The sequence below is a fragment of the Clostridium sp. HCS.1 genome (assembly GCF_047900555.1).
Classification (GTDB): domain Bacteria; phylum Bacillota; class Clostridia; order Clostridiales; family Clostridiaceae; genus Clostridium.
Genome location: NZ_CP170704.1, coordinates 3,370,287 through 3,382,862, shown reverse-complemented (window position 1 = coordinate 3,382,862; position 12,576 = coordinate 3,370,287). Strand labels below are relative to the sequence as shown.

At 27.7% G+C, this 12,576-nt stretch carries 11 protein-coding genes; all 11 read left to right on the top strand.

Annotated features, from left to right (window positions below; all coding sequences use genetic code 11):
- The first annotated feature begins 53 nt into the window (after positions 1-53).
- The 11 genes from ACFYH6_RS16185 (at position 54) to ACFYH6_RS16135 (ending at position 12,559) form a co-directional block, all read left to right on the top strand.
- Positions 54-1,055, top strand: coding sequence for a CotS family spore coat protein (locus ACFYH6_RS16185; protein WP_416180367.1), 1,002 nt, complete (start codon positions 54-56; stop codon positions 1,053-1,055).
- Between the two features lie 95 nt (positions 1,056-1,150).
- Positions 1,151-2,041: a sporulation peptidase YabG gene (gene yabG, locus ACFYH6_RS16180; RefSeq protein ID WP_416180366.1), complete on the top strand. Its 891-nt coding sequence runs from the start codon at positions 1,151-1,153 to the stop codon at positions 2,039-2,041.
- A gap of 186 nt (positions 2,042-2,227) precedes the next feature.
- A complete protein-coding gene (locus tag ACFYH6_RS16175) occupies positions 2,228-2,464 on the top strand; it encodes a Veg family protein (protein ID WP_316344878.1) in 237 nt (78 codons plus the stop codon).
- 390 nt (positions 2,465-2,854) lie between these two features.
- A complete protein-coding gene (locus tag ACFYH6_RS16170; RefSeq protein WP_416180365.1) occupies positions 2,855-4,438 on the top strand; it encodes a DUF3794 and LysM peptidoglycan-binding domain-containing protein in 1,584 nt (527 codons plus the stop codon).
- A gap of 143 nt (positions 4,439-4,581) precedes the next feature.
- Entirely contained in the window at positions 4,582-5,412 is an 831-nt protein-coding gene (locus tag ACFYH6_RS16165; RefSeq protein WP_416180364.1) for a cyanophycinase, read from the top strand.
- The gene (gene cphA / locus ACFYH6_RS16160; RefSeq protein WP_416180363.1) at positions 5,399-8,023 is read left to right on the top strand and encodes a cyanophycin synthetase; all 2,625 of its coding nucleotides are present in this window, start codon (positions 5,399-5,401) and stop codon (positions 8,021-8,023) included. Before ACFYH6_RS16165 ends, cphA begins: the two co-directional genes overlap by 14 nt.
- 225 nt (positions 8,024-8,248) lie before the next feature.
- Positions 8,249-9,091, top strand: coding sequence for a 4-(cytidine 5'-diphospho)-2-C-methyl-D-erythritol kinase (gene ispE, locus ACFYH6_RS16155; RefSeq protein WP_416180362.1), 843 nt, complete (start codon positions 8,249-8,251; stop codon positions 9,089-9,091).
- 58 nt (positions 9,092-9,149) lie between these two features.
- Positions 9,150-9,770, top strand: a complete 621-nt coding sequence (gene spoIIR, locus ACFYH6_RS16150) for a stage II sporulation protein R (RefSeq protein ID WP_416180361.1) — start codon at positions 9,150-9,152, stop codon at positions 9,768-9,770.
- Positions 9,771-9,914: 144 nt separating this feature from the next.
- Positions 9,915-10,331, top strand: coding sequence for a DUF1934 domain-containing protein (locus ACFYH6_RS16145; protein ID WP_316343948.1), 417 nt, complete (start codon positions 9,915-9,917; stop codon positions 10,329-10,331).
- A 159-nt stretch (positions 10,332-10,490) separates the two neighbouring features.
- A complete protein-coding gene (locus ACFYH6_RS16140) occupies positions 10,491-10,793 on the top strand; it encodes a hypothetical protein (protein WP_316343949.1) in 303 nt (100 codons plus the stop codon).
- 164 nt (positions 10,794-10,957) lie between these two features.
- Positions 10,958-12,559 (top strand): CTP synthase, encoded by a 1,602-nt coding sequence (locus ACFYH6_RS16135; RefSeq protein WP_416180360.1) that lies wholly within the window; start codon positions 10,958-10,960, stop codon positions 12,557-12,559.
- The last annotated feature ends 17 nt before the right edge of the window (positions 12,560-12,576 follow it).

Below are 12,576 nucleotides of genomic sequence, written 5' to 3'. Positions count from 1 at the left end.
AATGTTAATAAAAGAATAAATATAGTCATATAAATATAAAGGGGGTGAGGGTTATGATGAGAGAATTTGAAATAGAAAGACAGTTTGATATTAAGATAGAAGCCTTAAAAGCTAATAAAGGAGTCTATTATCTTAAGACAAATAAAGGAGAGAAATGCTTAAAAAAAATTAACTATGGGCCTCAAAAACTATTATTTGTTTACGGAGCCAAGGAACATCTAATAAAAAATGGTTTTAATACCGTTGATAAATATCATTTGAACATAGATGGGGAACCATATGCCCTAGTAAATGAGGATCTTTATACTTTATCTGAATGGATAGAGGGAAGAGAATGTGACTTTCATAACATAGAAGAAGTGAAATTAGCAGCTAGTACTCTTGCTATGCTACATGAGGCATCTAAGGGATATGATCCACCAGAGAACTCAAAGCTAAAGAGTGATTTAGGAAGATGGACTCATCTTATGAATAAGAGGATTAAATCATTGGATAAGATGAGAGATATGGTAAGAAAGAAAAATAATAAAAATGACTTTGATTTATTATATATAAAATCAATGGATTTTTATAAGGAAATTGGTAAAAAAGCTTTAAAAACTCTAGAAGAATCTGAATATATGAAGTTATGTGAAATAGCTGAGACTGAAAAGAGTTTTTGCCACCATGATTTTACCTATCACAATATAATATTAGATGAAAATAATATTTGCAATGTAATAGACTTTGATTATTGTAAGAGAGAAGTTAGAACTTTTGATATATCAAATTTTATGGTGAAAGTATTAAAAAGAGTTAATTGGGATATAGACTTTGCAAATGCTATAATAGAATCTTATAATAAAGTTTCACCTTTATTAGAAATTGAGTATAAAGTTTTATATGCTTATTTACAATTTCCACAAAGATATTGGAGACTTGCTAATAGATATTATTATAATGAAGTTAACTGGGGTCAAAATACCTTTGGAAGTAAGTTAGAAACAATAATTAATGAAAAGGAAGCTATGCTTAAGTTTTTAGATGAATTTAAAAATAAATATATGATAAATTAGAAAAGTGCCATTGGCACTTTTTTTTACTCTTCTTTAAGTACAAATAGATATATTTCGACATAGGATAATATAAAGTAATAACTAAGAGGTACAAAATGAAAGTAGGGGATTTAGTAGTTAGAAAATCCTATGATAAGGATATTACATTTAAGATTATAGATATTAAAGAGGATGATAAGGGGAATCTAGTATATATTTTAAAGGGAATAAGCATAAGAATAATAGCAGATTCAAGAATAGATGATTTAGAAATAGTTGATGATGAGTATGTAGGAACAAAAGAAAAAATACTAAATAGAAGGGTAGAAGAGGCTATAAAGAAAGCTGTTTCTATGAGGGGAGATGATGAAGCTACAAAAGTTTTAAATAACCTTTATAGAGGGAGTAAAACTTCAAAAAATCAACAAAACAAAGAATTAGTATTTGGAAGACCTGGAAAGATACTTCATATAGATGGAGATAGTGAATATTTAGAAACTTGCCTTAAAGTTTATAAGCAATTATCTTTAGATGCTATAGGAAGAGCTATTCCAGAAAAAAAACAACCAGATATGATAGTGGATTTAGTTAAAGAAATAAAGCCTGATATAGTTGTTTTAACAGGTCATGATAGTGTTCTTAGAACTCCAGATGACTATTTAAATTTAGATAATTATAGAAATTCAAAATATTATATAGAAGCTGTTAAGGCACTAAGAAATTATAATTCTAGTTATGATGAGTTAGTTATTTTTGCAGGAGCTTGTCAGAGTTGTTATGAATGTATGTTAGATGCAGGTGCTAATTTTGCAAGTTCACCAAATAGAGTATTAATACATTGCCTAGATCCTGTTTTAGTTTGTGAGAAAATAGCTTATACAAGAATAGATAAGGTAGTTTCAATAACAGATGTTATTGATAATACTATAACTGGAATTAGAGGGATTGGAGGGTTACAAACTAGAGGTAAATATAGGGAAGGCTATCCTAGATCACCTTATATTTAAAGTTAAATATAATATAAAAATATGAATAAAATGATAAAAAATAGAGATAATAATAGATGTATAAAATAATCATAAATAAGGTAAAAGTTTACATTGACAATTTATATTCAAGGTGGTAAAATAATAGTTTTTACTTGACAATATATGGGGTTGGGTGTATAATATAAAAAGAAAGAAGGTGTTTATGTGGAAAATGTAAAGACTATCGCGTCTATAAAGAGAAGTATAGAGAATCATATAGGAGAAAAAGTAACTTTAAAGGCAAACGGTGGAAGAAAAAAGATCCTAGTAAACAACGGAGTAATAGAAAGCGCTCATCCAAGTATTTTTGTAGTTAGATTAGACAATGATGTTACTAGAATGGTAACATATAGTTATTCGGATGTATTAACAAAGACAGTTCAATTATATTTTGCATTATAGGTAATAGAGCTCAGATCTTAGGGCTCTATTTTTTTTTGTCTTATAAATTTGCAAAAAAAAAGAAAGATGGTGGGTTTCCATCTTTCAACTATGGTATAAAAGGGTATTGAGAATTTATGAGAGGTTATATGGTCAATAACCATATTTATAATACGACATATTTTGAGTAATGTCAACATATTATTTAAAAAAATTAGAGAAAAAATAAAAATAAATACTTTTACTTGGATAATTCGACAATTGATTAATTAAATTAACCTTTTATGTAAAATTGAGTAAGATAAATGTTGAAATTTGCAAACTTTCTTTTAGAAACAATAAGATAATTTTTGAATAAATATATATGGTTAGAAATATATTTATTAATAGGAATTATGTAGGAGGGGTTACATGTCACAAATAGATGTTATAAGAGAAAGTATTAGATATGAACAATTACTAAGGGAAGGTTCAGTTAATCAACCTATAAAAGGAGAGCATTTATTAAGAGATTCACAATATCCTGATATGAAAGAAGTATTAGGGATAGATGTTAAAGCTACCATAACTAATAAAGAAATCTTAGGTGATAAAGTTATTGTAGAAGGAAATTTAGATTATATTGTTCTTTATTTATCTAAGGATGAATCAATTTCAGATTCTCCAGCTAACAAGATACATGCAGTTGTCTTTAATGATAAGTTCTCAAATTATCTAGATCTTAATAATGATGAACATAATATAGTGTGCAATGTTGAGTGCGATGTAGAACATATTGAAGCAAATTGGATGAATGAAAGAAAAGTTGGAATAAGCGGATTGATAGTATTGAGATGGAAGATCCATAAAATCGGAGAATTTGAATATGTAAAAGATATTGAAGGAAAAGATGATATTCAAATTAAAAGAGAAGAAGAAGTATTAAATGGAGTCAAGGGAGATAAGGATATTGACTTTATGGGAAAATCCATGCTTAAAGTAACTATGGATAAACCAGAAATAGATGAAATTCTAAAATGTTCTATGAACCTTCATAAGAAGGAAGTTAAGGTAGTAGAAGGGAAAGCATATATTGGATGCTATTGTAAGATATCTATTCTTTATAAGGGAAGAGATAATAAGGAGCTTGAATCTTTAGAAGACGATGTTTATTTATCAAGAGAGGAAGAGTTACCAGGAATAAGTGGAGACATGATCAGTGTTTTAGAATTAATGGTAGCTGATGAGCAACATGCAGTTAATTTAGATGATGTTGGTGAAAATAGAGTGGTTAACGTAGAATTTTTAGTAAAAGGAAATGTTAAAGTATACTCTAATGATAAAGTAGAGATATTAAAGGATGCATATTCACCAACTATGAATATAGAATTAGTAAACGGTAATAAAGAATTTACATTAATTCATTCTATATTAAATTCTGAAGTAACAGCTAAAGAAACTTTTGATATTGAGAATAGAGAAGAAAGAATAGGAGAAGTGGTAGCAGTTACTGGACATCCTATAATAAAAGATAAAATAGTTGAAGATGAAAGAGTGAAAGTGGAAGGCGTAGTTAAGACTAATATAATTTATAGACTAGCTGGAGAAGAATTGAATTATGGAATACTAAATGGAGATATTCCATTTAATACAACTATAGATATTAAAGGATTAAGAAAAGATATGAACCTTATAATAAATCCTTATTTAGAAAATATAGATACTAATATAGAAGGTAATGCAGTTTCTGTTAGAGCAACAATTGGTCTAAATATAAAAGCATATTATAAAATTAATAAGGATTATATAAAAGATATTATTGAAGGCTCTGGAGAAATAAAAGAGAAAAAAGCATCTGTAACTATATATGTAGTTGGTGAAGGGGAAACTTTATGGGATTTAGCAAAGAAGTATAATACTACTGTTGCTGAATTAGAAAAATTAAATGATTTAAATGAAGAAGAAAAAATTAAACCAGGATGCAAACTTATAATTCCAGGAAGAGCTATATTTTAAAAAAGTAAAGGAGCTGTTTAGACGGCTCCTTATTTTAGTTTATTTTTATGTATGTTTCTGCTTAAAGATTCCTCAATAAATTCATATGAATAATATAAACTTTTCATGGATAAAATAAGAAATGCATGATAAGAGGTGAGAAAATGGCAGAAAAAATAAAGGGAGACCTAATTATTATAGGGGGAGCAGAGGATAAAGAAGGAGATAAAGATATCCTTAAAAAAGTTTGTAACTCCATTAATAAAGAAGAGGATATTATAGTAATTGCTACGGTAGCTACAGAATATCCTAAAGAAGCTCTTGAAAAGTATAGAAAAATTTTCAATGGCTTAGGAGTAAAAAATATTAAAGGATTAAATATTGAGACTAGAGATGATTCTTTAATTCAAAGCAATATTGATTTAATAAGAGCTGCATCTCTTATATTTTTTACAGGTGGTGACCAATTAAGGATAACTAGCTTAATTGGAGGCACTTTAATTTATGATGCCTTAAAAGAATCTATACAAAATGGATGTATAATGGTTGGTACTTCTGCAGGTGCATCAGTAATGAGTGAAACTATGGTGGTTAAAGGTGAAGATGATGAATCTCCAAGAAAATGCACCTTAAAAATGGCACCGGGATTAGGACTAATAGAAGGTGTTATGATAGATCAGCATTTTGCTCAAAGAGGGAGAATAGGAAGGTTATTAACTGGAATTGCACAGAACCCAGAAGTATTAGGTATAGGTATAGATGAAGATACTGCGCTATTAGTTAGAGATAATGGAGATGCGCAGGTAATTGGAAGTGGGGCAGTATACTTTTTAGATGCTAGAAATATTACTTATAGTAATGTATCTGAACAAAATTATGATGAAGTATTAAGTATGTTTAATGTTAATTTACATGTACTAAAAGAAGGAGATAAATATAATCTCCTAATTAAGAAGCCTTTTGAGGAGGATAAATGTAAAAATGAAAGTAACTGAGACTAAGGTCTTTAAAGGTAAAAATGTCTATTCCCATAAAAAATGTATTAGACTTGATGTTGATTTAGAAGGCTATTCTGAAACTCCAAGTAAATGCATTGAAGATTTTAATTTTAATTTGGTTAATATGATTCCAGAATTAAGAAGCCATAGATGTGGAATTGATGAAGATGAAGGATTTATAAAAAGACTTAATGAAGGAACATATTTAGCACATATATGTGAGCATATAATAATAGCTATCCAAAACAAAATAGGAATAGATGTTGCTTATGGTAAGGCCAGAGAAGTTAAAAATGATCATTATTATATTATTTTTCAATATATTTATGAGAATACAGCTATTGAAACAGCTAGATTAGCTATTGATATTGTAAATTCTTTGATAAACAAGATTCCTATTAATTATGAAGAAAGATTAGATTTTTTAAAAGAATTATTAAAAGATGAGCTTTTAGGACCTAGTACTAAGTCCATTTGTGATTATGCCAAAGAAATTGGTCTTCCAGTAATTGATTTTGGAAGTGAAGATTTTTATCAAATAGGATATGGAAAACAAGGCAAAATAATTGAGAATTCTATAGGTTATGATACTAAATGCGTATCAGTTGATATAGCTTGTGATAAGCTAATTACAAAAGAATTATTAAAAATTCATAACATTCCTGTTGCTAAAGGAAATAAAGTTAAAAATATAATTAATTTATTAAAAGAAGCAGAAGAAATTGGTTATCCTGTAGTTCTTAAACCTCAATATGGTAATAAGGGCAATGGGGTAATTTTAAATATAAAAAATGAAAAAGAATTATTAAATTCATATAAAAAGTTAAAAGATAAATTTAAAGATTTAATTATTGAAAAGCATTATAAGGGTAATGATTATAGAGTTTGCGTGGTTAATTACAAAGTTGTTGCAGTTTCACTTAGAATTCCACCTTTTATAATTGGTAATGGTAAAGATACAATATTTGACCTTATTAATGAATTAAATGAAGATTCATTACGAGGAGATGATCATGAGAAGCCATTAACAAAAGTAAAGATAGATGAGGAAGTTATTACTTGTATTGCTAGGCAAGGTAAATCCTTAATGGATATATTAGAAGAAGGGAATAAAGTTCAATTAAGAAGAAATGCTAACTTATCTACTGGAGGAGAAGCTGTAGATTGTACAGATGAGATTTGTAAAGAAAATATTGACTTGTGTATAAGAGCTGCGAAAGCTCTGAGATTAGATATATGTGGTATAGATATTTGTAGTGAAGATATATCTAAACCTTTATATAATAATGGAATAATAATGGAAGTGAATGCTGCTCCTGGATTAAGGATGCATATAAAACCTAGTAGTGGTAACAGTAGAAATGTCGCAAAAGAAATTGTAAATATGATGTATAATGATAAACCTTACAACATTCCGGTTATAGCTATTACAGGAACTAACGGAAAAACAACTACCACACGATTAATAAGTCACACTTTATCAAAGATGGGATACTGTGTTGGAATGACAAATAGTAGCGGGATCTTTGTAAATAATGAATGTATAGATAGTGGAGATGATACTGGATTTGATAGTGCTAGATCTATTTTATTAAATCCAGATGTGGATGTGGCTGTATTAGAAACTGCAAGAGGTGGAATTATTAGAAGAGGTTTAGCTTATGAAGAAGCAGATGTAGCTGTTATAACCAATATTAGAGAAGATCATTTAGGGATTGATGGAATAAATTCTATGGAAGAGCTTTGTAAAGTGAAATCTTTAGTGGGAGAAGCTGTTAAAGAAACTGGTTATGTAGTAATAAATGCAGATGATAAATGGAGTATGAACATTTTAGATAGAATAAAGTCAAAAAAAGTTTTTTTCACTATTAATTCTAATAATGAAATTTTAAAGAAGAATAATAATGATGATATATATGTATATGTAGAAAATGAAGACATTATAGTATTAAAGAAAAATAGAAAAATTTTACTATGCAAAGTTGAAGAAATCCCTATCACTTTAAATGGAAAATTAAAATTTAATGTTGAAAATATTTTATCAGCAACAGCAGCCTTAGTAGCTATGAATATAGATTATTGTATGATTAAAAATGGGCTAACTACCTATAAATTAAATTCAAAAGAAAATTCAGGAAGATTTAATTGCTATAATGTAAATGGAATAAATATAGTGCTGGATTATGGTCATAATCCAGATGGATATACTGCTGTCCTTACAGCTTTAAAAGAATTAAATACTGGAAAGCTTTATGGAGTAGTAGGTATACCTGGAGATAGGCAGGATGAATCAGCTTTAGAGATTGGTGGTATATGTGCTAAGTTCTTAGATTATACAATAGTTAAAGAAGATAAAGATTTAAGGGGAAGAAATAATGGGGAAATAGCTAATTTAATAGTAAAGGGCTTACTACAAGAAAATAAAAATGTAGAATATGAAGTTATATTTAATGAAGAAGATGCTTTAGTTAAAGCTATTAGTATGGCTAAAAAAGGAGATTATATTGTAGTTTTCTTTGAAAATATGAAGCCTTTAGTAAAGGTAATTGAAGAATATAATAGATTTTATAATAGAAATAATGAAACTATATACGAAGCGTTAAATTAAAATAGTAGTATTTTGGTTTACTATGTTATTAAAAAAATATATAATAAAAAAATGGAACTATTAAAAATAGCTAAAGATTAAAGAGTTATAAATTAAAATATAATTATTAGAAATAGAATTTTAGAAACTCCTTAAGGAGTTTCTTCTTTAATTTAATATTTTTATCATTGAAATAAAAATATTAGTAGCACCATTTTAAAATTTTGTTTGAAAGGAAATACGAGTATGAGAATTAAGGCTTATGCTAAGATTAATATATCCTTAGATATAGTTGGAAAAAGAGAAGATGGTTATCATTTGTTAGAAATGATAATGCAATCTATAGATTTATATGATGAGTTAAACATAGAAAAACAAAATAAAGATATTACTATTAAATGTAATAAACCATATGTTCCTACAGATGAAAGGAATTTAGCATATAAGGCAGCTAAGTTATTTATGGAAAAATATAAAATTAATAGCGGGGTTAGCATAAATATCAATAAGAATATTCCAGTATGTGCTGGATTAGCAGGTGGAAGTACTGATGGAGCTGCTGTATTAAAGGCTATGAATACAATCTTTGATATTCATGCAAGTGATGAAGAATTAATGGAGCTTGGATTACAGCTAGGAGCAGATGTTCCTTATTGTATAAAAGGTGGTACTGCATTATGTAGAGGAATTGGAGAGAAAGTAACGAAATTAAATGACTTTAAAGATAAAATTTTAGTTTTAGTTAAGCCGCCATTTGGTGTCTCTACTAAGAGCGTTTATCAAGAGTTTGATTTGTCTAAGGCAAGAAGTCATCCTAATACTGATGTTTTAATTAAGGCAATTGAAGAAAATGATTTAAGAATAGTTGCGAACAATATGAAAAATTTATTGGAAAATGTTACATTAAGGAAGCATAAAATACTAATAAACATAAAAGAGGAAATGAAAAACTCTGGATCAATTGGTACTATGATGAGTGGAAGTGGACCAACTGTATTTGCATTCTTTGATGATATGCTTAAAGCGCAAAAGTGTTTTGAAAAAATGAAATTAAAATATAATGATGTATTTATTACAAGAACAATCTAAAAAATAAGTATAAGCCTCCTAAATTTGGCAATAATTATAGCTATAAGGGGGTTTTAATATGAAAAATAAGATTTATATAGTGTTGTTGTTAATATGTGTTTTAAATTTAAATAGTTGTACAAGCAGTAAAATATTAGATGGTACTAGTTCTAGTGAAGAATTAATTTATGAAGATATAGCTGATAAAATAATTAGATTTCATGTAATTGCCAATAGTAATACTGAGGAAGATCAAGCTCTGAAATTAAAAGTTCGTGATAAGGTTATTGAATTTGTAGCTGACAGTTTAAGAGAAAGTAAGAGTTTGGATGAATCAAGGCAGTTTATTATTGATAATAAAAGTAATATGGAAGATATAGCTAAGGCTGTTATAAATGAAAATGGATATAGTTATAATGTTACAAGTTCTCTATCAAAAGAAAATTTTCCAGATAAAATTTATGGCGATGTAGTATTTCCTCAAGGTGAATACGAAGCATATAGAATTCTAATTGGAGATGCAAAAGGACAAAATTGGTGGTGTGTAATGTTTCCTCCACTTTGCTTTGTTGATGGAACTAAAGAAGCCGTGGATTCTAAGGAAGTTGTAAAAAATATAAACAATAGTGATAAGAAGGAAAAGGGTAATAATAAAGTTAAGTTTAAATTTAAGATTTTAGAAATGCTATTCGGAAAATAAATTATATTAATTCTTTATTATATTTTAAGTATATGATATAAATAATGAGTAGTCCTATAATGTTATGGTTAGATAGATTACATAGTGATATGGAAGGAGGGAATGTAGATAAAGGATTTAATTAAACTTTATCTATGAATATATATGAATAAAAAGGCAATTATATCTTTGAGAAGTTTTAATGATTTAGATAGTGATGATATAATAGAAGTAGTAACCCCGGGAGAGTTTTCTGTAATTGAAGGTGGTTTTAAAGCTATATATGAAGAAACAGAATTATCTGGCATGAGTGGAACCACAACAACTTTGACTATATTAAATGATAAGTTGGTTCTTGAGAGAGAAGGAAATGTTAGTGCTAAGATGGATTTTAAAAAGGGAGAAACTTCTGTATCTTTATATAATACTCCTTATGGGGTTTTGGATTTACAAATTCACACAGAAGATTTAAATGTAGATGTTAATGAGAATGGTGGCAAGATAACGGCAGAATATTCTATGGAACTTGCAGGTCAACCGCCAATTATAAATAAACTTTCTGTAAATGTTAAAACTAATTAAATTGAATTATAAATTTAAATTGTGTAAAAATCTATTAGATAATAGTGTTTTACACTTTTTTTATTATTTAATATACATTTCTTTATTCAATTTTAATATTATTGAATAACTTTAGAAGTCGTTGGAGATAATATAGAAAAATAAAGGGGTGAATGTATTGTGAGTTATAATGATAAACTTGATAAGGTTACTATAGTTATGAATGTATTATCCACCTATTTGGGTATTGAAGTAAAAGAAATAAATGAAATTTTAAAAAAGAAAGAAAATAAATATATTTTTTTATTACTATTAAAAAATTATAAATGTCTCCAAAAAGATAAGGTTAAAGAAGTATTGAATATAATAAATGATAAAAGTATTAAATATAACATAGATAAAGCTGAAGAAAAGTTTCTTATTAACAAAGAGTTTAGAGAAATGTATTGTGAAATTGAAGATGATATAAATAAGATTATTTAAAAATGATAAAAAAACTAGATTTTTTTGATATTTTATGATATTATAACACTTATTAAATTTAGGCATTATAAACCCATCATAAATAGTGAGGTAATTATGATTATAACAAATAGGGGGATTAGTGTCAAGAAAATAAATAAATTTTATTTTTTTGGAGGAATATTATGAAAACTAAGTATGTATTTGTAACAGGAGGAGTTGTATCTTCTTTAGGTAAGGGAATAACAGCAGCATCTTTAGGAAGATTATTAAAAAATCGAGGGCTAAAAGTTTCTATACAAAAGTTTGATCCATATTTAAATGTAGATCCAGGTACTATGAGCCCATATCAACATGGAGAAGTTTTTGTTACTGATGACGGAGCAGAAACAGATTTAGATTTAGGACATTATGAAAGATTTATAGATGAAAATTTAACCCAAAATAATAATGTTACTACAGGTAGAATTTACTGGTCTGTAATATCTAAGGAAAGAAGAGGGGAATACTTAGGTGGGACAGTTCAAGTTATTCCTCATATTACTAATGCTATAAAAGAAAGAGTATATAGAGTATCAAAGGAAAAAGATGTAGATGTAGTAATAACGGAAATTGGTGGAACTGTAGGGGATATTGAATCTCAACCATTTTTAGAAGCAATTAGACAAATAAAATATGAAGTTGGAAGAGAAAATGTATGCTTTATTCATGTTACATTGGTTCCATACTTAGGTAAGGCTGGAGAACTTAAAACTAAGCCAACACAACATTCTGTAAAAGAATTAAGAAGTATTGGTATTCAACCTGATATAATAGTTTGTAGATCTCAAAAAGAATTATCAGATGACTTAAAAGCAAAAATAGGATTATTCTGTAATTTAGAAGCAAAATGCGTTATTCAAAATCTAGATGCAGAACATTTATATGAAGTACCTCTTATGTTACATAAAGAAGGCCTAGATAGATTAGTTTGTGAAAAATTAGAGCTTGGTTGCAGAGACATAGATAATAGTGAATGGATAGAAATGGTTAAAAAGGTTAAAAATTTAAAGGAAAATGTAAAAATTGCATTAGTAGGTAAATATGTAGAATTACATGATGCATATATTTCTATAGTAGAAGCCTTAAATCATGGAGGATTAGCTAATAACTCAAATGTAGAAATTAAATGGATTAATGCAGAAGATGTTACTGAAGAAAATAGTGATGAATTATTGTCAGATTGCCAAGGTATATTAGTTCCAGGTGGATTTGGAGATAGAGGAATTGAAGGTAAAATTGAAGCTATAAGATATGCTAGAGTAAATAAGAAGCCTTTCCTTGGTATTTGCCTTGGAATGCAATGTTCAGTAATTGAATTTGCAAGAAATGTATTAGGATATGAAGGTGCTAATAGTGCTGAAATTGATAAGGATACAAAATATCCTGTTATAGATATAATGCCAGATCAAAAGGATATTGAAGATTTAGGTGGAACTATGAGATTAGGTCTTTATCCTTGTAAGTTAGATGAAAATAGTAGGGCTTATGATGTTTATAAAGAAAACTTAATTTATGAAAGACATAGACACAGATATGAGTTTAATAATGAATATAGAAAAGCTATTACAGAGTCAGGAATGAGTATTACTGGAACTAGTCCAGATGGAAGATTAGTAGAAATAGTTGAAGTGAAAGATCATCCGTGGTATGTTTCTGTTCAATTCCATCCAGAATTAAAATCTAGACCAAATAGACCACATCCTTTATTTGTAGGATTAATAAATGCAGCTTTACAAGAAAAATAAATATTTATTTATAGAAA